This is a genomic window from Lutimaribacter pacificus (assembly GCF_900142185.1).
Lineage (GTDB): Bacteria > Pseudomonadota > Alphaproteobacteria > Rhodobacterales > Rhodobacteraceae > Lutimaribacter > Lutimaribacter pacificus.
In genome coordinates this window covers 1-20,868 of the sequence record NZ_FQZZ01000011.1, presented here as the reverse complement: position 1 = coordinate 20,868, position 20,868 = coordinate 1, and the positions used below count along the sequence as shown (strand labels likewise).

Below are 20,868 nucleotides of genomic sequence, written 5' to 3'. Positions count from 1 at the left end.
CTACACCATCCACGCCAGAAGAACCGACAGCGTGACCGCCGCGCCCGTCGTCGCCAGCATCAGCGAGAGCGAGGCCAGCCCCTCATGCCCGTACTCCTGCGCGAGGATCGGATAAATCCCGAACATCGGCATCGCCGCCGACAGCACCACCGCCGTGGCCAGCGCACCCTCGGGCACCGGCAGGCCCAGCATCGGCAGCAGCATCAGCGCACCCGCCACCAGCGCCGGGTGCAGCACCAGCTTGCCCAGCGCGATCTGCGTGCCCAGGAGCCTGTCGCCCGCCAGGCTGAGCCCGGCCAGCGAGCCGCCGATCACCACCAGCGCCAGCGCCGAGGACGAGGCCGCCAGCATGTCGAGCACGCGCAGCACCGGCCCCGGCAGGTCCAGCCCGCTGAGCGAGATGGCGAACCCGGCCAGCAGGCCCAGGACCATCGGGCGTTTCAGCAGGTTCAGGAACACCGCGCCCAGGACATGCAGCAGCGACCGGCCATCGCGGGGGCGCGACAGCTCCATCAGCATCAGGCAAATCGGGATCAGCAGGAAATTCTCGACGATGAAATTCAGCGCAAGGATCACGCCGGCGAGGTCGGGAAAGACCAGCAGCATCACCGGATAGCCCACATAGCCCGAATTCGGGCAGGAGGCCCCCATCGCCGCCACGCCGCGCCGCGCGGGCCCCACCCCCTGCGCCCAGACCCACAGATACATCAGCGCGATGGTCGCAAGCCCGCCCAACGCGCAAGCCCACAGGTAACCGGCGTTCAGCACCTCGGACAGGTCGCGCCGCGCAATCGCCCCGCATAGCAGCGCAGGCAGCGCGATGTTCAGAACGTAGCGGCCCAGAACACGCATGTCCGACGGGCTGAACACCGAAAACCGGACAAGGCCAAAGCCAAGGGCCGCTGCCGCAAAAATCGGGAACACGATGCCCAGCACATCAAACACCGGCGCCGCTCCATCCGTCGGGGGCATGGCCGATCTCGTCCGCCAGATCGCGGGCGAAGCGCAGCATCGTGGCGATCCGCGCGCGGGCCAGCCGCCGGCCCGTGGCGGTCGTCATGCCATCGGGCAGGCGCAGCAGCTTGGCGGGCCAGTGATCCAGCGCAAAGCTCTGATCGTCGGGCGCACGCGTGGCGGCAAAGGGATCGCCGGGGTCGTAAAGCGCGCGATCCAGCGCCCCCGACACGGCAAAGGCACGCGCGATACCGATGGCGCCCAACGCATCCAGCCGGTCGGCATCGCGCAGGATGCATGCCTCGGGCGTTTCGGGGGCGATCCCGGCGGAAAAGCTGTGCGCCGCGATGGCATGTTGCGCCGCCGCGATGCGCTGCGCATCGAATCCCAGCGTCTGCAAATGCGGCCCTGCCGCCCTGGCCGACAGGGTCGAGGCCTGCGCGCGGTCGGGCGCGTCCTTGGGCAGGTTCACCAGGTCGTGCAGGTAGGCGGCGGCGCAAAGCACATCCATGTCTGCCCCGCCCTCACCCGCGGCGATTGCCTGCGCGTTGGCCCAGACCCGGTCCAGATGGGCAAGGTCATGGGCGCTGTCCTGCGCCATCCCGGTCGCGGCGATGGCGCGAACCTTCTGACGCAGGCCTTCGGTCACCCGATGCGGCCCCGGTTTTCCCCGATCTGGCCGCGATGCAGCAGCAGGTGGTCCAGCAGAACGCAGGCCATCATCGCCTCGCCCACCGGCACGGCGCGGATACCCACGCAGGGATCGTGGCGGCCCTTGGTGATGATCTCGGCCGCCTCGCCCGACTTGGTGATGGTCTGGCGCGGCTTCAGGATCGAGCTGGTGGGCTTTACCGCGAACCGCACCACCACGTCCTGCCCGGTGCTGATACCGCCAAGGATACCGCCCGCGTGGTTCGACGAGTAAACCGGCTGGCCATCGTTGCCCATGAAGATTTCGTCGGCATTGTCCTCACCGGTCAGGGTGGCGGCGGCCATGCCTTCGCCGATTTCCACGCCCTTGACGGCGTTGATGCTCATCATCGCGGCGGCAAGATCGGTGTCGAGCTTGCCATAGACCGGCGCGCCCAGCCCTGCGGGCACGCCGCGCGCCACCACCTCGACCACGGCGCCAACCGAATTGCCGGATTTGCGCAGCGCGTCGAGATAGCCCGCCCATTCGCCCGCCGCCTGCGCATCGGGGCACCAGAACGGGTTGGCGTCGATCTGGTCGCGGTCAAAGCGGTCGCGGTCGATCCCGTGCGGGCCGATCTGCGTCATGTAGCCCCTGATCTCGATCCCCGGCACAAGGGCGTTCAGCGCCGCGCGCGCCAGCCCACCCGCCGCCACCCGCGCGGCGGTTTCGCGCGCGCTGGAGCGTCCGCCGCCGCGATAATCGCGGATGCCGTATTTCTGCCAATAGGTGATATCGGCATGGCCGGGGCGGAACTTTTCGGCGATCTCGGAATAATCCTTGGACCGCTGGTCGGTGTTCTCGATCATAAGCTGGACGGGCGTGCCGGTGGTCTGGCCCTCGAACACGCCGGACAGGATTTTCACCTGGTCGGGTTCGCGCCGCTGGGTGGTGTATTTCGACTGTCCCGGCTTGCGGCGATCCAGCCAGTGCTGGATCTGCGCCTCGTCTATCGTGACGCCCGGCGGGCAGCCATCCACCGTTGCGCCCAGCGCGGGCCCGTGGCTTTCGCCCCATGTGGTGACGCGGAAAAGATGGCCGAATGAATTGAGCGACATGGGCGCCTGTCCTTGGATGTGGTCAGGGCGGGGTTACCCGATTGCCGCACGCGGCGCAATTGTCGCGGGTTGCCGGTCGGTCGTTCACCGCAGCGCGTGGAAATGATCGACCGGCCCGTGGCCCTGCCCGACCTGCAGGCCATCGGCCCCGGCAATCGCCGCGTGGATATACGCCTTGGCCGCCCGTGCCGCCGCCAGCGGATCGCCGGTCAGCGCAAGCTGCGTCGCCAGCGCCGAGGACAGGGTGCAGCCCGTGCCATGCGTGTTCCGCGTGGCGACACGCTGCGCCGGCAGCCAGTGGGCGGCATCGGCCGTCACCAGCAGGTCGGGGCTGTCGCCGCCCGCAAGGTGCCCGCCTTTCAGCAGCACCCCCTGCGGCCCCAGCGCAAGGATCGTCCGCGCCTGTAGGATCATCCCGGCCTGGGTATCGGCCTCGTCCATGCCCAGCAGATCGGCCGCCTCGGGCAGGTTGGGCGTGACCATTGTGGCCAGCGGCAGCAGCACATCGCGCAGCACCGCCACGGCATCCGCCGCCAGCAGCCGGTCGCCGCCCTTGGCCACCATCACCGGGTCTAGCACGACAGGCACACCCCGCCCCTGCAACACATCTGCCACCGCCAGTGCGATGTCCGCGCTGCCCAGCATCCCGATCTTCACCGCATCCACGCGGATATCGTCGAAAACCGATGCGACCTGCGCCGCCACGACATCCGGCGCAATCAACTGCGCGCCCTGGACGCCGCGCGTGTTCTGGATCGTCAGCGCAGTGATCGCGGCCATACCATAGCCGCCATTGGCGCCGATCGCCTTTATATCGGCCTGGATACCGGCCCCGCCCGACGGGTCCGAGCCTGCGATGGACAGGATGTTGGGAATCATGCAGTTCTCCATGTTTCGACAAGGACGCGGGTTGCTGCGGCCGGATCGGGGGCCGCAGCGATGGCCGAGACAACGGCGATCCCCGCGCATCCCGCGCGTTTCAGGGCAGGGATATCGGCGGTTGAAACGCCGCCGATGGCCACGGCGGGCACCGGGCTGCGGGCGATGAGCCGCGCCGCCCCGTCAAGGCCCAGCGGCGCGGCGTGATCGGGCTTGGTCGCGGTGGCATGAACCGGGCCCACGCCGATCAGGTCGACCGCCCCGGCGGGCATCGCATCCAGTTGCGCGGCGGTTTCGATGGACAGGCCCAGATGCCTGCCCGGCCCCAGCGCCGCGCGCATCTGCGCCGGGTCGCCGTCGCCCTGCCCGATATGCAGCCCGTCCGCCCCGCTGGCCAGCGCGACCTCAAGCCGGTCGTTCACGATCAGCGGCACGGCGGCAGCACGGCAGAGCGGCAGCAGGCGGCGGGCCTGCGCCACCATTTCCGCATCGGTCGCCGCCTTGTCACGCAGCTGGATCATGCCCGCCCCGCCCGCCAGCGCGGCGCGCACCAGCGCGTCGTCGCAGCCGTCGGGGGTGACGAAATAGACACCGATGCTCATCCCGGCATGACCTTTGCGCCAGCGCTCACCTCGTCAGGTGTCAGCGAGTAAAGCGCATCCAGAAACGCCGGCTGGAACGAGCCCGGCCCATCGGCCCGCGCACCCGCGCGCTCACCCGCCAGCCCGTAAAAGGCCAGCGCGGCGACGGTGGCCCGCAGCGCGTCCTGCCCCACCAGGAACGCGCCCACCACGCCGGTCAGCGAACAGCCCATGACGGTGATCTTCGGCATCAGCGGATGGCCGTTGTCCACGCGCCACGCCCTTTCGCCATCGGTCACGAAATCCTGCGCGCCGGTCACCGCGACCACGCCGCCGGTGCGGCGGGCAAGGTTGCGGGCGGCTTCCTCGGCGGTGGCGACGCTGTCGGCGGCATCGGCCCCCTTGCCCGCCGCATCCGCCCCGGCCAGCGCCAGCACCTCGGACGCGTTGCCCCGGATCACCGTGGGCCTCAGCGCCAGCAGGCGCGCGCCCGCGTCGCGCCGCATGGCGGTGGCCCCCACCGCCACCGGGTCCAGCACCCAGGGCGTTCCCGCCTCGTGCGCGACGCGGGCCGCCGCCTCCATCCCGCGCAGCCAGTGCGGGCTGAGCGTGCCGATATTCACCGTCAGCGCCTGCGCGATGGCGGCGAATTCCCCGGCCTCGCCCTCGTCATGGACCATCGCGGGCGATGCGCCCGCCGCCAGCAGGACGTTGGCCATGACGTTCATCGCCACGTAGTTCGTGATGTTCTGCACCAGCGGCGCGTTGGCGCGCATGGTTTCCAGGTGATTGCCCCAGTCGGTCATATCCACTCCTTCCGAGGCGGAGAGACGGACCTTTCGGCCCCGACCGGGGCCATGAACCGCGACTTCCTCCGCCAGCATGATCTGGTTCAGGTTCAAAGGGTGCATCTCAGCCCCGGTTTTCCGGGACGCCCCTGTCGTGCGCCCGAGTTAATGCGATTCTTTCGCCGACCGCCACCCCTTGAAGTGCGCCGGTGCAAACACTACCGTCTGCGGCACCTCGGGGTGCCCCGGCAAAGGGCTGAGATGCGGCGATGCGAACCCGTTGAACCTGAACCGGTTAATACCGGCGGAGGGAAGGGATTGGACATCCTCCAAGGCTCTCGCCCCGTCCGTCGCAATCAAGGAGGATGCCATGCGCCATCTGATACTTGCCACGGGACTGATCGCAACCGCCACGGCGGCGGCAGCGCAGGACCGGCCCGTCCTGACCGTCTATACCTATGACAGCTTCGTATCCGACTGGGGCCCCGGCCCCGCCGTGGAAAAGGCGTTCGAGGCGGAGTGCGCCTGCGACCTGCAATTCGTCGGCGCGGGCGACGGCGCGGCGCTGCTGTCGCGGCTTCGGCTGGAGGGCGACCGGACCGAGGCCGATATCGTTCTGGGCCTCGACACCAACCTGACGGCGGCGGCGCGCGAAACCGGGCTGTTCGCGCCACATGGCATCACCGCCGAATTCGACATGCCGGTGGACTGGGCCGACGACACCTTCCTGCCTTTCGACTGGGGGTATTTCGCCTTCATCACCGGCAAGGACACCGACGCGCCCGGCGATTTCCGCGCCCTTGGCGACAGCGACCTGAGCATCGTGATCCAGGATCCGCGCAGCTCGACCCCCGGTCTGGGGCTGGTGATGTGGGTCAAATCCGCCTATGGCGATCAGGCCGGGGCGATCTGGGACGGGCTGGCCGACAATATCGTCACCGTCACCCCCGGCTGGTCCGAGGCCTATGGCCTGTTCCTCGAGGGCGAGGCCGACATGGTGCTGTCCTACACCACCTCGCCCGCCTATCACCTGATCGCCGAGGACGATGCCGGCAAGATGGCCGTGCAGATGGACGAGGGCCATTACATGCAGGTCGAGGTGGCGGGCAAGCTGGCCGGCAGCGACCAGCCGGAACTGGCCGACCAATTCCTGGCCTTCATGCTGACCGACGCGTTCCAGTCGGTGATCCCCACGACCAACTGGATGTATCCGGCAAAGACACCTGCCGACGGCCTGCCTGAAGGATTCGAGACGCTGATCGCGCCGGACAAGGCGCTGCTGTTCGACCCGGAACAGGCCCGCGCGCTGCGCGATGCGGCGATTGCCGAATGGCAAGCGGCGCTGGCGCGCTAGGGTGACGCGCCACGCCCCCCTGCCCGCCTGGCCCGGCCTTCTGGCCGGGCTTTTCCTGTGCGCGCTGATCCTCGGGCCGCTGGCCGCGGTGACGTGGCGCGCGGGCGGGGGCGGCTGGCCGGTGGCGGCGGACTGGGCGGCGCTGCGGTTCACCGTCCTGCAGGCGGTGTTGTCGGCGCTGATCTCGGTCGCGCTGGCGGTGCCGGTGGCGCGCGCGCTGGCGCGGCGGCGGTTTCCCGGGCGGGGGCCGCTGATCACGCTGCTGGGCGCACCCTTCATCCTGCCGGTGATCGTGGCGGTGCTGGGCCTGCTGGCGGTGTTCGGGCGCGGCGGGGTGCTGAACGACCTGCTGCTCTGGCTCGGCCTGCCGCGCGTGCAGATATACGGGCTGCATGGCGTGGTCCTGGCGCATGTGTTCTTTAACCTGCCGCTGGCGACCCGCATGATCCTGCAGGGCTGGCAGGCAATCCCTGCGGAACGGTTCCGGCTGGCGGCCAGCCTGGGCATGTCGCCCGGCACGGTGCTGCGCGTGCTGGAATGGCCGATGCTGCGCGGTGTGCTGCCCGGTGCGGCGCTGATCATATTCGCGCTGTGCCTGTCCAGTTTCGCCGTCGCGCTGACGCTGGGGGGCGGGCCACGGGCGACAACGCTGGAACTGGCGATCTACCAGGCGTTTCATTTCGATTTCGACCTTGGCCGCGCGGCGGTTCTGGCGGTGATGCAGCTTGCGCTGGTCGTGGCCGCCGCCGCTCCGGCCCTGCGTTGGGGCGCCGCCACGGGGTTCGGCGCGGGGCTGGATCGCGTGCAGCGCCGGTGGGAGGCGGAAACGCCCCTGCTGCGCGCGCAGGATGCGGCACTGATCGCGCTTGTGGCGCTGTTCCTGCTGACGCCGCTGGCGGCGGTGGTCTGGCGCGGACTGGCGGGGGTCGCCGACATGCCCGCGCAGGTCTGGCGCGCGGCGGCGGTGTCGCTGGGCGTGTCGCTGGCGGCGACGGTGCTGTGCCTTGCGCTGGCGCTGGCCCTTGCCGTGCTGGCGCTGCGCCGCCCCTGGATCGAGGCGCTGGGGCTGATGGGCATCGCGGTCTCGCCGCTGGTCATCGGCACCGGGCTGTTCCTGATCGTGAACCCCTGGGCCGATCCCGCACGGCTGGCGCTGGCGGTGACCGCGCTGGTCAACGCGGTGATGGCCCTGCCCTTTGCCCTGCGCATGATCCTGCCCCGGCTGCGCGAGGTCGAGGACAGTCATGGCCGGCTTGCGACCTCGCTGGGGATGACCGGCGCGGCGCGGCTGCGGTGGCTGATCCTGCCAAGGCTGCGCCCGGTTCTGGGGTTTTCCGCCGGGTTGACGGCGGCGCTGGCGATGGGCGACCTGGGGGTGATCGCGCTGTTCGCCGACATGGAAAACGCCACGCTGCCGCTGCAGATCCTGCGGCTGATGGGGGCCTACCGGATGGAGCAGGCCGCCGGGGCGGGGCTGCTTTTGCTGATCCTCAGCCTGGCGCTGTTCTGGGCTTTCGACAGGGGAGGGCGCGACAATGCTGCGGTTTGAGGATGTGCAGATCACGCAAGGCGATTTCACGCTGCGGGCCGACCTGTCGGTCGATCCCGGCGCACGGGTGGCGGTGATCGGGCCCAGCGGCGCGGGGAAATCCACGCTGCTGAACGCGGTGGCGGGGTTTCTGGACATCGCCGCCGGGCGGATTTCGTGGGATGGCGGGGACATCACCGCAACACCGCCCGCCGCACGGCCGGTGGCGATGCTGTTTCAGGACAACAACCTGTTCCCGCACCTGACGGTGGCACAGAATATCGGGCTGGGCCTGCGCCCCGACCTGCGCCTTTCCACCGACCAGCGCGTTCTGGTCGACGGCGCGCTCGACCGCGTGGGCCTTGGCGCGCTGGGCGACCGGCGGCCCGGGCAACTCTCGGGCGGGCAGCAGGGGCGCGCGGCGCTGGCGCGGGTGCTGATCCAGCGCAAGCCGATCGTCTTGCTGGACGAACCCTTCGCCGCGCTCGGCCCCGCGCTGAAAACCGAAATGCTGGACCTGGTGGCCGAGCTTGCCTCCGAAACCGGCGCGACGCTGCTGATGGTCAGCCACGACCCGGCCGACGCGCGGCGCATCTGCCCGCAGACGATCCTGGTGGATGAAGGCCGCGCCGCGCCGCCCACCGACACCGCGCATCTGCTGGACAACCCGCCCCCGGGCCTGCGCGCCTATCTGGGAAACTGAGCGCCCGGCAAGGAAAAACCCCGCGCGATGGCGGGGTTTTCCGATTTCTCGTCCGACCCGGGGATCAGGCGGTTTTCTTGCCCTTCACCGGCGCCCAGATGCGCTTGTTCGTGAGGTAGAGCAGAACCGACAGCACCACCAGGAACAGCACGGCGACGAACCCGGCCTGCTTGCGTGCCATCATCTTGGGTTCGGCCGCCCACATCAGGAAGGCGGATACATCCTCGGCCATGTGGTGAACCGAGTTGTCGTGCCCGTCGTCGAATTCCACCGCCTCTTCGAACAGCGGCGGCGCCATGGCGATCCAGCCACCCGCGAAGGCGGTGTTCTCATAGTAGAGCGTGCCGGCCTCTTCCTTTTCCTCGCCGGTATAACCGGTCAGGATCGAAACGATGTATTCCGGTCCGCCGATGCCCTGGAACAGCTGGTTCAGGCCGGTGCCATACGGGCCGTGGAACCCGGCGCGGGCCTTGGCCATCAGCGACAGGTCCGGCGCGTTCGGATCGCCGCCCTCGGGGAAGTGGTCGGTCGGCAGGGCCGGGCGAAAATCGTCCAGCTCGGCGTCGAACACCTCGTACCGCTCGGCATAGGCGCGCACCTCGTCCTCCGAGTAATGCGGGCCGCCCTCGTCACCGAGCGTGCGCAGCGGCACGTATCTCAGCCCATGGCAGGCCGAGCAGACCTCGGTATAGACTTTGAGGCCGCGCTGCAGCTGGTTCTGGTCGAACGTGCCGAACGGCCCTTCGAACGAAAAGTCGACATCGTGCACGTGCCCCTCGTCGCCGGCGGCCAGCACCGCACCGGCCGAAAGGGCCAGGGCTGCCGTTGCGGAAATCGCAAGTTTCTTCAGCATTTCCTTTGGTCCTTTCTTACTCGGCCGGAGTTTCGGCTTTGCCGTAATGGGCGTTGAAGTCGTCCTCGATCGTGGCAGGCAGCGCGGCCGGCTTCTCGATCACGCCCAGCAGCGGCAGGATGATCAGGAAGTAGGCGAACCAGTAGGCCGCCGCGATCAGCGAGAAGGTCGCATAGGGCTCTTCCGCGGGCATGGCGCCCAGCCACATCAGCACGATGAAATCGACGCACAGCAGCGCGAACCACCACTTGAACATCGGGCGATACCGGCCCGAGCGCACGCGGCTGGTATCCAGCCAGGGCGCCAGCGCCATCACCGCGATCGCGCCGAACATCGCCAGCACGCCAAAGAACTTGGCGTCGATGATGCCCCCGGTGATCCAGCTTGCCGCGATCACGACCCAGACGTCGCCGGTAAAGGCACGCAGGATCGCGTAGAACGGCAGGAAGTACCATTCCGGCACGATATGCGCGGGGGTCACCAGCGGGTTGGCCTCGATATAGTTGTCGGGGTGGCCCAGGTAGTTCGGCATGAAGCCGACGATGGCGAAGAACACCACCAGGATCACCGCCAGCGCGAACAGGTCCTTGATCACGAAATAGGGCCAGAACGACACGGTGTCCTTATCGGCCTCTTCCTTCGAGCCGCGGCGCACCTCGACCCCGGTGGGGTTGCTGTTGCCAGTGGTGTGGAAGGCCCAGATATGCACCGCCACCAGCGCCGCGATCACGAAGGGCAGCAGGTAGTGGAGCGAGAAGAAGCGGTTGAGCGTGGCGTTGTCCACTGCCGGGCCGCCCAGCAGCCAGGCCTGGATCGGTTCGCCGACCCACGGGATCGCGCCGAAAAGCCCGGTGATCACCGTGGCGCCCCAGAACGACATCTGCCCCCAGGGCAGAACGTAGCCCATGAAGGCAGTGGCCATCATGCACAGGTAGATCAGCATACCGATGATCCACGTAACCTCGCGCGGGGTCTTGTACGACCCGTAATAGAGGCCGCGGAAGATATGCAGGTAGACCGCGACAAAGAACAGCGACGCGCCGTTCGCATGAAGGTAGCGCAGCATGTGGCCGCCGTTCACGTTGCGCATGATGTGTTCGACGCTGGCGAAGGCCATGTCGACATGCGGCGTGTAATGCATCACCAGGACGATGCCGGTAACGATTTGCAGCACAAGGCAGAAGGTCAGGATGATGCCCCAGATCCACATCCAGTTCAGGTTCTTGGGCGTGGGGATCATGATGGTGTCATAGAGCAGCCCGAGGATGGGCAGGCGGCTGTGCAGCCATTTCTCGGCGCCTGTCTTGGGCTCGTAATGATCGTGCGGAATTCCGGACATGAGCGCGTTTCCTTATCCCAGTTTGATCGTCGTCTCGTCGACGAATTCGGCGACGGGAATATCGAGGTTGCGCGGCGCGGGGCCTTTGCGGATGCGGCCAGCCTCGTCATAGTGCGAGCCGTGGCAGGGGCAGAACCAGCCACCGAAATCGCCGGAGCCGTTGCCGATCGGCACGCAGCCCAGGTGGGTGCAGACGCCGATCATCACCAGCCATTCGCCGGCTTCGTCCATCGCCCGGTTTTCATCGGTCGCGGGGGAGGTTTCGTCGATATTGGCGTTCTGCGCCAGCGGATCGGGCAGGCTGTCCACCTCGACGGCGCGCGATGCGTCGATCTCTTCGGGGGTGCGGCGGCGGATGAACACCGGCTTGCCGAGCCATTTCACCGTCAGCTGCGATCCTTCCGAAACGCCCGAGACATCGACCCGGATCGAGCTGAGGGCCTGCACATCGGCCGAGGGGTTCATCTGGTTAACCAGCGGCCAGACGGCGGCGCCGGTCGCAACGGCACCTGCGCCAGCCGTGGCGTAGTAGAGGAAATCTCTGCGGGTGCCTTCGTGATCTTCTGCGTGGGACACGAGGTTCTCTCCTTCTTCAGCCGTCACCGGCCAATGCGGGTTGGGCCGCATGGGCTGCAGCCAATTCCGTGCGCGTGTTTAACCGTGCTTTTCCCTACAGTCCAGCGGACAATGCCGCGCAGTTTAGTTGCCTGCGCACCATACCCTGCCGGACCGGGCAATTGCCCGGGAAGCCCGACGATTTCCTGTCGCCTGACGGTAGCAATAATGAAGCTGCGCCAACCCTCAAGGGAAAGATTGACGCAGGCGCCGCACCTCCTGCCGCACCGCCGGGCAGGAAAGACTCCGATACGCTCAGTCTCGGGGTTCGGTCGCCTTCATCGACGGGATTTCGGCGAAAGCCGCGTACCAGTCGTCCAGCGCCCCGCGGCCCTTGCGCCATTTCCGCGCATCGTGCCGGAAATCGAGATAGCCCAGCGCGCAACCCACCGCGACCTGCCCCATGTCGAGCGGGCCGCTCAGGTGGCTCATCCACTTGGCGCCCAGCGCATCGAGCGCCCGGTCGATCTTGGCCCATTGCGCCTCCATCCAGTCCTCGGACAGCATGTTCTCGGGACGGAACCGTTTTTCATAGACGATGCCGATGGCGGAATCGAGGATGCCGTCGGCGGTCGCCTCCAGCGTCAGAACCTCCCACAGGCGTGATTCGGGGTAGAGCCCGGCCTGCGCATGTGCGTCCAGGAACCGGCAGATCACCCGGCTGTCGTAGATCGCCGGGCCCTCGTCGCGGATCAGCGCGGGAATCTTGCCCAGCGGATTGGCCGCGGCGACATCGGCGGCGGTGTCCATCGGGGTGGTCTTGACGGGCAGTTCCTGCACCTCGTCGCCAAGGCCCGCCTCGTGGATCAGGACGCGCACCTTGCGCACATAGGGCGATGCGGGGGAAGAGATCAGTTTCATGGGGCCACCCTGTTTCTTGTCGGTCCGCCGCAGGTTAGCGTGGCCGCGCGCTTATGCAATGGGCTTGGCATCCGGCGGGTCGCGCATCAGCGCGGCAAGCTGCGGATCGCTGTCGGCCAACGCCGCGGCAGCGCCCAGCCGGGCCGCCTCGGGCTTGTTCTGGCCCAGCTTCCAGGTGCCCTGCACCTCTTCGACCGCCATGCGGAACGGCAGGATCTGCCGCATCATCCGTTCGATCACGCCCGGCGTCATCTTGTCGGTGCGCCAGCGCGGCTTGGGGTCGAGCATGGCCTCGAACCGCTCGGACAGCGCGTCCAGCATAGGGCGCAGCGCATCATCCGGCAACGGCTGGACCTGGCCGACCAGGTGGACGGCGACGTAGTTCCAGGTCGGCACCTGGTCGTCCATGCCGTACCAGTCCGGCGAGACATAGCCATGCGGCCCCTGCACCGCCAGCCGCGCGGAAAGGCCATCGCCCACCAGCCGACAGATCGGATTGGACCGGACAAGGTGAAACGTCACCTCGATTCCGTCATCGTTCAACAGGAAAGGGATGTGGCTGATCAGCGGCGCCCCGTCGGACGGGACGGCAAGGGTGCCAAAGCCCTGGTCGCGGGCAAAGGCAAGGTTGCGGTCGGGCGGCATCTGGCGGAAGGCGGGGTTGGGATGCATCGGTGCGGTCCTTTTCGGGGTAACGGGAAATTAACCCGCGAAACCGCGCGATAACAGGACCAAACCGCGCGGTTTTCGGCAGGCCGCTATCCGGCGGTAAGCTGGTGCCCCCGGGTGCCCGTGATCGTGGCGGTGACGATCTGCCCCTCGTCCCGGTCGCTGGCGAACGCCACCTCGGTGAACTGTTCGGTCCGGCCCATGCGCGGGTTTTCCATCAGCACCTTGTGGCTGCGCCCCTGCTGCGCGGCCAGATGGCGGGCGACCTGCGCATCGCCTGCCGCACGCAACCTTGCGGCACGCTCCTTGATATCCTTGCCGTTCACCTGCTGCGGGATACGCGCCGCCGGTGTGCCCTGCCGTTTGGAATAGGGAAAGACATGCAGCCAGGTCAGGCCGCATTCATCGACCAGCCGCAGCGAGTTTGCGAAATGCGCCTCGGTCTCGGTCGGGAAGCCTGCGATGATGTCGGCCCCGAAGGTGATATCGGGCCGCAGCCTGCGCGCCTCTTCGCAGAACCGGATGGCGTCGTCGCGCAGGTGGCGGCGCTTCATCCGTTTCAGGATCAGGTCGTCACCGTGCTGCAGCGACAGGTGCAGATGCGGCATCAGGCGCGGCTCGGTCGCGATGGCCTGCATCAGGTTCTCGTCCGCCTCGATCGAATCGATCGAGGAAATCCGCAACCGCGGCAGATCGGGCACCAGCCGCAGGATGCGCATCACCAGGTCGCCCAGCCGCGGGCCGGCCGGCAGGTCGGCGCCCCAACTGGTCAGGTCGACGCCGGTCAGCACCACCTCGTTATAGCCGCGATCGACCAGCCGCCTGATCTGGTCCACCACCACACCCGCCGGCACGCTGCGCGAATTGCCCCGGCCATAGGGGATGATGCAGAAGGTGCAGCGATGGTCGCAGCCGTTCTGCACCTGCACGTAGGCCCGGCTGCGCGTGCCGAACCCGTCGATCAGGTGCCCGGCGGTTTCACGCACCGACATGATGTCATCGACCTGCACGCGCTCGGTTTCACCGACGAAATCGGGCGCCAGCCGCGTCCAGGTTTCGGGCTGCATCTTTTTGGAATTGCCGATGACATGATCAACCTCGTCCATCGCGGCAAAGGTTTCCGGCTCGGTCTGGGCGGCGCAGCCGGTCACGATGATCCGGGCGGCAGGGTTGTCGCGGCGCAGCCTGCGAATCTCTTGCCGGGCCTTGCGCACGGCCTCGGCGGTGACGGCGCAGGTATTGACCACCACGGCATCCCCGATCCCCGCCTGTTGGGCGAGGTCTTTCATCGCCTCGGTCTCATAGGCGTTGAGCCGGCAGCCGAGCGTTGCGAAGATCGGAGGGTTGGTCATGGCTCAGCCCCGCCAGACGCCATCGAACACATGCGCGGTCGGGCCGGTCATCCAGACGCCGTCATCGGCGATGCGCACACGGATTTCGCCCCCGTCGAGGTGAATGGTCACCTCGGGCCCGGTCAGCCCGCGCCGATGCGCCGCCACCGCCACAGCGCAGGAGGACGAGCCCGAGGCCAGCGTGATGCCCGTTCCACGCTCCCACACGCGCATCCGCAGGATATCGGGGGCGATGACATGCGCGAACTGCACGTTGGTGCGTTCGGGGAAAAGCGGGTGATGCTCGATCCCGGGGCCGCGCGTGGCAAGATCCACCGCCCCGGCATCCGCAACGAAAAAGGTGCAATGCGGGTTGCCCATCGAGGTCGCGGTGGGCGCACCGTCGATCGGCAGCGCCAGCGTATCCACCTCTTGCGCAAGGGGGATTTCATCCCACCGCGTCATCGGGTGGCCCATGTTGACCGAGGTCAGCCCGCCGCCCGCATCCCGCGCGACAAGCGTGCCGCGATCGGTGGCGAGCGTCAGATCGGTCTTGCCGGTCTCGTCCATGATATGCCGGGCGATACAGCGTGTGGCATTGCCGCAAGCGGCCGAAAGCGACCCGTCGGCATTGTAGAACACCAGCCGCGCATCGGCGGTATCCGAGGGCTCGATCACCGCCAGCTGATCGAATCCCACGCCGCGATGCCGGTCGGCCATCGCCCGCGCCAGACCGGGCGTCATGGCCACGGCCCGCGCGCGCGCGTCGAGAACCACGAAATCATTGCCGAGTCCGTGCATCTTCATGAAGGGAATATGGTCCGCGCGCGCAGTCATGGGCCGGCATATACGCCCGGCACGGACATGAATCCAGAGATCGCGCGAAAAACCTGCTTTTCGGGGTTGACCCGGCAGACGCGTCTTTCTAATTACGCCGCCTAGTGGGCCGTTAGCTCAGTTGGTAGAGCAACTGACTTTTAATCAGTGGGTCGCAGGTTCGAATCCTGCACGGCTCACCACTTTACGAAGAAAAATCAATGGCTTAAGGCGCGCCTCTCTGTGTGTGCGATTTTTTGATCTTCGCCGGAAGCAATACGGAAGCACCGTAGACAGCGGCCATGCGTTGCTGGATTATCACAAGGCATCATGTGCCTGTGTAAAAAATGAATCGCCAATAATGACCAGAAGCGGCCCAAAGCTGCAGTTCACCAACCAGCCGATTGCTGCCGTGCAGCTCAATCAAAGCGGATTTTTCTGCCGACACGATGCATCGCGAGGACATCTGCTCACCGAGTTGGGTCTCAAGTTTCGAGACGCATCCAAACTGAACAGGATCGAAGCGGGATAAAACTTGCCTCTTCAATGGCTTAACGGCACGGAGGTCCAAACGCCGCATTTGCCATCCGGCTCAAAGGCGTGTAGAGCTTTGTTCAACGACCCCTCACCGGGCCAAATTGAGGCAGACCCGTGATCACAGAAATCGAAATCGAGCGCTTCAAGTCGATCCGCGCGCTAAAGCTTGAGCTTGGTAGGGTCAATATTTTTATCGGTGGCAACGGTAGTGGGAAATCCAACTTCCTTGAGGCAATAGGTATCATCTCTGCGGCTCTAAGCAGAGGTCTCTCAGATAGCGATTTTCGTCGCAAAGGCGTCAGAATTACACCGCCCGCCTTGATGAAGTCGGCCTTCAAGTACCAAGATCTCCCGCGAACATTTACTTTGAAAGCTAAAGCCTCCTGTGATGTGCAGTATACTTGCACCTTGAGTTCATCCGAGATCGACACTGCGCTTTCATTCTCGCACGAAAACTTTCAGCAATCAGGAGAAAAGCTTTTCGCGAGAAGCACGAATGGTGCGACCGCTATGGGCAGCCGCTTGAAGCGCGGAATGGACAAATACAGAGGCATTTGGGATCAAACACGAAGTATCTTTGATTATCCGGAAGAGGCTTCTGAAGAAATTGAGAAAATCTCCAAATACGCCATCTACTCGCCTCAAACTGAATTTTTGAGAGGGCGTAGAGTAGGTTCGGTAGATACACCTCCAATTGGACTGCATGGTGAAGGCCTGCCAAGCGCGGTAAGGACCTTTCTTCATGATTTGCCTGTCCCAAACCGGACAAGAAAAAAAGGTGACAGAAGTGATCCGGAGGTAACCCTTGTCAATCGAGCGGCACATTTGCCGTTTGCTCCTGGCTGGGCGTCCTCTTTCCAAGTCGGTAAGCTTTCTGAATTAACCACCTCCAGCGACATGGAGCTGGCAAATGAAGATATGGTATACTTTGTTGACAGCTTTATGCACGCCAAACGCAATAAGCTCTCCGTGTATGATAGTAGTGAGGGAACGCTGTTCCTATTGTTTGCTGCAATGCTCATCGCACACAAGCAATCCCCAAAGATTTTCGCGATGGACAATGTAGATAGCGCGCTGAATCCGAGATTGACGCGCCTTCTTCTGGATGAAATAATTTATTCTACTGAGGCGAAATCCAAATACTCGCTCAACAGGGGGCCGGAGCAGGTTTTCCTCACGAGCCATAATCCGACGTCTTTGGATGCATTCGACATTTTTGACGACGCTACCCGTATTTTTGTAGTTTCAAGATCTGAAGATGGTGAAACCATGATCGAAAGGCTGCAGCCTCCAAGTGGCATGTCGCCATCTGAATGGCATGAAGTTAGTCAAGGGCGCCGATTGTCCGAGATGTGGATCGATGGTGAAATCGAGGGCGCATTAGGGAACGATATTTAATGCGCTTTGGTCTCGTATGTGAGGGTGCCACGGATTTCATTACAGTGGCAAATTTTCTTTCAAAAGCACTTTCCGACAGGGGCGTTTCTGCAGATTTTATTGACCTGCAGCCAGGGCTCGACAAGACAAGCGAAATGAATTGCGGGTGGTCGAATGCGCTTCTCTGGCTCAAAAATAATAACCTCAAGCAAAGGCAAGTGTCTATTTTAGGCCGAGGACTTTTCAGTGGTCGACTAGCCTCAAAAAAGTGCGATGCTATAATAATCTCTTTGGACTCCGATTGCGCGGCAGATGAAGGATTTCTGAATTTTTGCAAAAAGCATGCAGAGGAAATCCCCGAGGGGCTCTCCCACATCGATACCGTGAAACGTGCGATTGTGAATTTTAGCGAGTTATCGCTGGAAGGTGCTAAAGCTGAAAAACACGTGATTTGTGCAGCTTTGCACAACTCAGAATCATGGTGCGTGGGTGTCTTGCCCGATGATCCAGAGCGACAAGTCGAGCAAATTCCAATCGAAGAAACCAACGCATTGCTTCTTGCTGCGCTATCTGCGCTACCGAATGCAGTTCTCGTCGATGAGGGGCGAAGAATTAAAGATAGAGCTTTGCGAAATGATTTTTGCCAGGCGAACCTCGGAAAGATAGATCACTTGATTAGAAGGAGCGGTAGCTTCAATCAGATGCTCGATGATGCCCGTGAAATTGCTGTAGCTTAGTGGCGCCGCAACATGTGGGCTCATTGCCAGTCATCGCGTCTCCTCAATTAAGTTTTTAGTCGGGTTGGATGTTCGCGCAGATAAGCTCGGTCTTGGGGTTTGGAGTCTTGGATCTCGGCTTGGAGAGAGCATCAAAATTTGCGGATTACTTAGCGAGTTCCGTTAATAGTCTCAGACGGCCTGCTCAACTGAAACGAATTCAAGATCGATCACGAGGTGGTCTGCATGAAAAAGGCAACATTATATTTTTTCCATTCAGGTCGCGCTTTGCTCTGATACTTATTATCGTCCGAACGTCCGCCCCCATGATCTGGTGAGGTTGAATTCGCACGTGCAGAGAAGGTCCGGTTTCCGCGCCCTCAGTTCACTGTCACCACCGCCCCTGCCGGACGAGGACAATCGGGCGATGCCACACACCGCCCGGTGCGGAAGCTCAACTACTGCGCTTTCTGTTTTCGCTGAAGCCCCTGCTGCGCGTCGATCTGCGCGTCAACGGCAAGAACGGTGGCGATCCGCCTTTCATCGGGCGGATGCGTGCCCCAGAAGCTGAGATTGCCTGAGTCTGTTCGTGCCTTTTCGGGACGCGCGAAATAGCGGGCGCCCTTCACCGGATCATAGCCGGCCGCTCTGGCAATGCGGGTTCCGAGTGTGTCGCTTTCAAGCTCATAAGATTGAGAATAGGCCATTGCCCCTGCGGCGGCACCAAGCTCAATATTTCGCCCCACCGCATTGGGATCATAGTGCATACCGGCGGCGGCTGCCTGAGCATTTGAATACGCCGTAAGCATCCCGAGAATCAGTGCACCAGCCATTGCCTGCTGTTGCTGCTTTTCGATGTGGCGACCGACAAGATGACCGTATTCATGCCCCATGACGAAAGCCACTTCATCGTCGCTTTGCATGTCCTGCAAGATCGGCATCGTCATGCGGATCACTGGCTGGTCTTTCACATAAGTGAAGTAGGCATTGCGCACTTTCATCTCGCGGTCGATCTCGATCCGAACCTTGCAGTCGAAATTCTCGATCGTTGCCGTCTCAGCTTTGCAAAATTGTTCTGCAACCGGCTTTACGCGGCTGGCCACACGTTGAAACCGGCGTTCGGCCGCTGCCGGCTGCATCGTATTGCGGCTTGTGTCGGTCCGGGCCTCCGCAAACATGTTTTGCGCCCGTATCGCGGTGGTTTCGTCGATATCCGGCAGAACGTAGGTTGTTCCGCATCCGCTTAGAAATATGATCGCGCTTAACGTTGAAATTTTTCGCAACACAGTTGAAATCCCTCTTGAAGTTAGCGCCAAGCGTGTCTCGAAAAATCATGTCTTCATATTGATTTGTATGTGGAAAAATTAAGTCGCAGGCTCGCATTCAGGACATACGCAATCGAAAGGCGACCCGACCTGGCATCGGGTCGCGATTGGTTTTAGCGGGAAGGCTGGGAGGCGGATTTATTCCCTGAGGCATTGATGAAAACATACCTGTCCCGCGCATCCTGCAATTGTTTTGCGGTGCGTTCCGGCTCTGCATCAATCTGATCTGACAGCTTTTTCGCCGTGTCCTTGAAAAACCGCTGCAGATCGTCCTGTTCGACCCCATGCAGCGCGGCAAGCGTGATCGTGCTGCCTTTGATGTTTTTCAGAAGGATGCCGATGTGATGGCTGCGCTGCACCTCTTTGACCGGGGTGGGGTCGGTGCCCTCGTACATCTCGATCAGGTCGGTGTTGATTTCGCCTAAAGCGATATCCCAGATCGGATGGTTGGGCCACCGCGCGCGATTGCTGTCATGGCCGGAAGGTTCGGTGTAACGGATCACCCGGCCTGTTTCGTTGGACAGGTCCCCGAACCGCGTGAACAGGTCTTCCCAAGTGCGGATGTTCCAGCGGTCTTTCAACAGGTCTTTGCCCGCGCGGAATTCGATGCGCCAGATACCCAAGCCACCTGTCTCGGGGCCGACCGGCGGATCACCGGCGTTTTGGCGGGTCTGATTCCACAGAAGCCACCAATGCGCCTTGTGTTTCTGGATCACTTCGGCCCGCTTGTCATAAACGATCACCTGACGGGCCCGCGTGCTGCCGATGGTGACAGACGTGGTGCGCCCGGATTTCCCGCTGACTGCCATATCCGCATTTGCGACATGATCGCGCCGGTTCGTGCTGGAATGCATGACGAACGCCTCGGGATCGAGGATGAAGCCTGCTGCTGTCAGGATATCGACACAGTAATCGACGCGGGAAATGCTGAAATCCTCGGGGCGGGTCCGAATACCCAGCCGGTCCAGAACCGTATCGAGATGGGCACGGGCTGCGCCAAGACCCAAGGTTGCCATGAACGCCGATCCAAAAATCACACGGATGCCCCACGGGTCTTTCGGGTTCGGCTTCTTGAACGCCCATTGCGCACCCATCGGGCCACCATTCGCGAGATATCGGTAGCCCGCCCCACCATGCCCTTTCATGTGAAGTTGAACGCCATTGTAGTCGATCAGAATGTCTTGCTGTTCCTTCTCGGCCAGTTCCTTCTGCGCGTCGAAATAGGCGACAACCTCGGGCGGTAACTGAGCCTGCACCGCTACGGTCAGTGTGTCGAACCCTTTGTGCAAGACCTGATAGGCATCGGGGTGGTCTGTATTTCTGGAGAGGGGTGCTACTATCCCCCCTCTCCGGGTCGCACCCGGATTGCCATCGGTGGCTTTGCTTGGCTGGCCTACGCCTCCGGCGGGGTAGCTTTTGTTTTGGGGCCGGGTCGTGGACCCGGCTTCGATGTGTTTGATGTTATTGTGCTGCATGGGTCTTCCTCGAAATCCAGATTTCCGCGCGCTCGGCGCATTTGGCGATGTTGAGAAGATCGGCCTGCGAGAACGTGGCCGTGTTCTGCCAGTTCCCGTCCTTGTCTCGGTATGAGCGGGACAGATCGACGGAATAGAACCCGTCATTGTCCCAGATCGTGGCCGTGATCAGGCCCAGCCTGATCTTATGTATCGGTTGGTGTGTCATGTTGCCTTTCTTCCTGGCTGTTTCGGTTTGGCAGGCAAAGAAAGGGCGCGAGGTGCGTTTACCCCGCGCCCCTTTTCAGGCCGTCCGGCCCCAAAATCCCGCGCTGCGCTACCAACTGTCAACGGCGGAGTAAAATTCGGCCATTGTGGCGGAGCAAAAGTCGGCCAGTTTGGGGCGAGCGCCTTGGAGCGTGCGGCCCTCATATAGCAA

At 63.7% G+C, this 20,868-nt stretch carries 21 protein-coding genes, 1 tRNA gene and 2 riboswitches; of the genes, 6 read left to right on the top strand and 16 right to left on the bottom strand.

Annotated features, from left to right (window positions below; genetic code table 11):
* The 6 genes from F3H87_RS19295 to thiM form a co-directional block, all read right to left on the bottom strand.
* Positions 1-945, bottom strand: coding sequence for an AEC family transporter (locus F3H87_RS19295; RefSeq protein ID WP_149789597.1), 945 nt, complete (start codon positions 943-945; stop codon positions 1-3).
* Positions 938-1,603, bottom strand: coding sequence for an HD domain-containing protein (locus tag F3H87_RS19290; RefSeq protein ID WP_223228137.1), 666 nt, complete (start codon positions 1,601-1,603; stop codon positions 938-940). The genes F3H87_RS19295 and F3H87_RS19290 overlap by 8 nt, the downstream gene beginning before the upstream one ends.
* Entirely contained in the window at positions 1,600-2,703 is a 1,104-nt protein-coding gene (aroC, locus tag F3H87_RS19285) for a chorismate synthase (protein ID WP_149789598.1), read from the bottom strand. Before aroC ends, F3H87_RS19290 begins: the two co-directional genes overlap by 4 nt.
* Positions 2,704-2,787: 84 nt before the next feature.
* Entirely contained in the window at positions 2,788-3,582 is a 795-nt protein-coding gene (thiD, locus tag F3H87_RS19280; protein WP_149789599.1) for a bifunctional hydroxymethylpyrimidine kinase/phosphomethylpyrimidine kinase, read from the bottom strand.
* Entirely contained in the window at positions 3,579-4,184 is a 606-nt protein-coding gene (gene thiE / locus F3H87_RS19275; RefSeq protein ID WP_149789600.1) for a thiamine phosphate synthase, read from the bottom strand. Before thiE ends, thiD begins: the two co-directional genes overlap by 4 nt.
* Positions 4,181-4,969: a hydroxyethylthiazole kinase gene (gene thiM / locus F3H87_RS19270; protein ID WP_149789601.1), complete on the bottom strand. Its 789-nt coding sequence runs from the start codon at positions 4,967-4,969 to the stop codon at positions 4,181-4,183. Before thiM ends, thiE begins: the two co-directional genes overlap by 4 nt.
* A 46-nt stretch (positions 4,970-5,015) precedes the next feature.
* A riboswitch (TPP riboswitch) is annotated at positions 5,016-5,112 on the bottom strand.
* Positions 5,113-5,177: 65 nt separating this feature from the next.
* A riboswitch (TPP riboswitch) is annotated at positions 5,178-5,281 on the top strand.
* 40 nt (positions 5,282-5,321) lie between these two features.
* Between thiM and thiB the strand changes: the two genes are divergently transcribed.
* Genes thiB through thiQ form a run of 3 tightly spaced genes read left to right on the top strand, consistent with a single transcriptional unit; the run spans position 5,322 to position 8,536 of the window.
* Positions 5,322-6,305, top strand: coding sequence for a thiamine ABC transporter substrate binding subunit (gene thiB, locus F3H87_RS19265; RefSeq protein ID WP_149789602.1), 984 nt, complete (start codon positions 5,322-5,324; stop codon positions 6,303-6,305).
* Positions 6,265-7,854 carry a thiamine/thiamine pyrophosphate ABC transporter permease ThiP gene (locus F3H87_RS19260; RefSeq protein ID WP_394852179.1) on the top strand — a complete coding sequence of 530 codons (1,590 nt, stop codon included), beginning with the start codon at positions 6,265-6,267 and terminating at the stop codon, positions 7,852-7,854. The genes thiB and F3H87_RS19260 overlap by 41 nt, the downstream gene beginning before the upstream one ends.
* Positions 7,841-8,536 (top strand): thiamine ABC transporter ATP-binding protein, encoded by a 696-nt coding sequence (gene thiQ / locus F3H87_RS19255; protein ID WP_149789604.1) that lies wholly within the window; start codon positions 7,841-7,843, stop codon positions 8,534-8,536. The genes F3H87_RS19260 and thiQ overlap by 14 nt, the downstream gene beginning before the upstream one ends.
* A gap of 64 nt (positions 8,537-8,600) precedes the next feature.
* Here thiQ and F3H87_RS19250 read toward each other — a convergent pair whose 3' ends face one another.
* The 7 genes from F3H87_RS19250 to dapF all read right to left on the bottom strand — a co-directional run bounded on the left by F3H87_RS19250 (position 8,601) and on the right by dapF (position 15,011).
* Positions 8,601-9,389 carry a cytochrome c1 gene (locus tag F3H87_RS19250; protein WP_149789605.1) on the bottom strand — a complete coding sequence of 263 codons (789 nt, stop codon included), beginning with the start codon at positions 9,387-9,389 and terminating at the stop codon, positions 8,601-8,603.
* 16 nt (positions 9,390-9,405) lie between these two features.
* Positions 9,406-10,728, bottom strand: coding sequence for a cytochrome b (gene petB, locus F3H87_RS19245; RefSeq protein WP_149789606.1), 1,323 nt, complete (start codon positions 10,726-10,728; stop codon positions 9,406-9,408).
* A 12-nt stretch (positions 10,729-10,740) separates the two neighbouring features.
* Positions 10,741-11,304: a ubiquinol-cytochrome c reductase iron-sulfur subunit gene (gene petA, locus F3H87_RS19240; RefSeq protein ID WP_149789607.1), complete on the bottom strand. Its 564-nt coding sequence runs from the start codon at positions 11,302-11,304 to the stop codon at positions 10,741-10,743.
* A 294-nt stretch (positions 11,305-11,598) separates the two neighbouring features.
* Positions 11,599-12,204: a glutathione S-transferase gene (locus F3H87_RS19235; protein WP_149789608.1), complete on the bottom strand. Its 606-nt coding sequence runs from the start codon at positions 12,202-12,204 to the stop codon at positions 11,599-11,601.
* 51 nt (positions 12,205-12,255) lie between these two features.
* Positions 12,256-12,876 (bottom strand): FMN-binding negative transcriptional regulator, encoded by a 621-nt coding sequence (locus tag F3H87_RS19230; RefSeq protein WP_149789609.1) that lies wholly within the window; start codon positions 12,874-12,876, stop codon positions 12,256-12,258.
* A gap of 86 nt (positions 12,877-12,962) precedes the next feature.
* The gene (gene mtaB / locus F3H87_RS19225) at positions 12,963-14,225 is read right to left on the bottom strand and encodes a tRNA (N(6)-L-threonylcarbamoyladenosine(37)-C(2))-methylthiotransferase MtaB (RefSeq protein WP_149789610.1); all 1,263 of its coding nucleotides are present in this window, start codon (positions 14,223-14,225) and stop codon (positions 12,963-12,965) included.
* Positions 14,226-14,228: 3 nt separating this feature from the next.
* A complete protein-coding gene (dapF, locus tag F3H87_RS19220) occupies positions 14,229-15,011 on the bottom strand; it encodes a diaminopimelate epimerase (RefSeq protein WP_394852180.1) in 783 nt (260 codons plus the stop codon).
* Positions 15,012-15,147: 136 nt separating this feature from the next.
* Here dapF and F3H87_RS19215 point away from each other — a divergent pair.
* The 3 genes from F3H87_RS19215 to F3H87_RS19205 all read left to right on the top strand — a co-directional run bounded on the left by F3H87_RS19215 (position 15,148) and on the right by F3H87_RS19205 (position 17,671).
* A tRNA-Lys gene (locus F3H87_RS19215) sits at positions 15,148-15,223 on the top strand.
* Between the two features lie 448 nt (positions 15,224-15,671).
* Complete coding sequence (locus F3H87_RS19210) at positions 15,672-16,955, top strand: AAA family ATPase (protein WP_149789612.1); 1,284 nt, start codon at positions 15,672-15,674, stop codon at positions 16,953-16,955.
* Positions 16,955-17,671 (top strand): hypothetical protein, encoded by a 717-nt coding sequence (locus F3H87_RS19205; RefSeq protein WP_149789613.1) that lies wholly within the window; start codon positions 16,955-16,957, stop codon positions 17,669-17,671. The genes F3H87_RS19210 and F3H87_RS19205 overlap by 1 nt, the downstream gene beginning before the upstream one ends.
* 437 nt (positions 17,672-18,108) lie before the next feature.
* On the opposite strand, the gene F3H87_RS19200 is transcribed toward F3H87_RS19205, so the two are convergent.
* The 3 genes from F3H87_RS19200 to F3H87_RS19190 form a co-directional block, all read right to left on the bottom strand.
* The gene (locus tag F3H87_RS19200; RefSeq protein WP_223228136.1) at positions 18,109-18,936 is read right to left on the bottom strand and encodes a M48 family metalloprotease; all 828 of its coding nucleotides are present in this window, start codon (positions 18,934-18,936) and stop codon (positions 18,109-18,111) included.
* Positions 18,937-19,088: 152 nt separating this feature from the next.
* Positions 19,089-20,450 carry a hypothetical protein gene (locus F3H87_RS19195; protein WP_149789614.1) on the bottom strand — a complete coding sequence of 454 codons (1,362 nt, stop codon included), beginning with the start codon at positions 20,448-20,450 and terminating at the stop codon, positions 19,089-19,091.
* Positions 20,437-20,658: a hypothetical protein gene (locus F3H87_RS19190; RefSeq protein ID WP_149789615.1), complete on the bottom strand. Its 222-nt coding sequence runs from the start codon at positions 20,656-20,658 to the stop codon at positions 20,437-20,439. The genes F3H87_RS19195 and F3H87_RS19190 overlap by 14 nt, the downstream gene beginning before the upstream one ends.
* Positions 20,659-20,868: the final 210 nt, after the last annotated feature.

Bases quoted from the DNA above. Each gene is read 5' to 3' on its own strand.
- aroC (WP_149789598.1), bottom strand. From the start codon at position 2,703: ATGTCGCTCAATTCATTCGGCCATCTTTTCCGCGTCACCACATGGGGC.
- thiD (WP_149789599.1), bottom strand. From the start codon at position 3,582: ATGATTCCCAACATCCTGTCCATCGCAGGCTCGGACCCGTCGGGCGGG.
- thiE (WP_149789600.1), bottom strand. From the start codon at position 4,184: ATGAGCATCGGTGTCTATTTCGTCACCCCCGACGGCTGCGACGACGCG.
- thiM (WP_149789601.1), bottom strand. From the start codon at position 4,969: ATGACCGACTGGGGCAATCACCTGGAAACCATGCGCGCCAACGCGCCG.
- thiB (WP_149789602.1), top strand. From the start codon at position 5,322: ATGCGCCATCTGATACTTGCCACGGGACTGATCGCAACCGCCACGGCG.
- F3H87_RS19260 (WP_394852179.1), top strand. From the start codon at position 6,265: ATGCGGCGATTGCCGAATGGCAAGCGGCGCTGGCGCGCTAGGGTGACG.
- thiQ (WP_149789604.1), top strand. From the start codon at position 7,841: ATGCTGCGGTTTGAGGATGTGCAGATCACGCAAGGCGATTTCACGCTG.
- F3H87_RS19250 (WP_149789605.1), bottom strand. From the start codon at position 9,389: ATGCTGAAGAAACTTGCGATTTCCGCAACGGCAGCCCTGGCCCTTTCG.
- petB (WP_149789606.1), bottom strand. From the start codon at position 10,728: ATGTCCGGAATTCCGCACGATCATTACGAGCCCAAGACAGGCGCCGAG.
- F3H87_RS19235 (WP_149789608.1), bottom strand. From the start codon at position 12,204: ATGAAACTGATCTCTTCCCCCGCATCGCCCTATGTGCGCAAGGTGCGC.
- F3H87_RS19230 (WP_149789609.1), bottom strand. From the start codon at position 12,876: ATGCATCCCAACCCCGCCTTCCGCCAGATGCCGCCCGACCGCAACCTT.
- mtaB (WP_149789610.1), bottom strand. From the start codon at position 14,225: ATGACCAACCCTCCGATCTTCGCAACGCTCGGCTGCCGGCTCAACGCC.
- dapF (WP_394852180.1), bottom strand. From the start codon at position 15,011: ATGAAGATGCACGGACTCGGCAATGATTTCGTGGTTCTCGACGCGCGC.
- F3H87_RS19205 (WP_149789613.1), top strand. From the start codon at position 16,955: ATGCGCTTTGGTCTCGTATGTGAGGGTGCCACGGATTTCATTACAGTG.
- F3H87_RS19195 (WP_149789614.1), bottom strand. From the start codon at position 20,450: ATGCAGCACAATAACATCAAACACATCGAAGCCGGGTCCACGACCCGG.
- F3H87_RS19190 (WP_149789615.1), bottom strand. From the start codon at position 20,658: ATGACACACCAACCGATACATAAGATCAGGCTGGGCCTGATCACGGCC.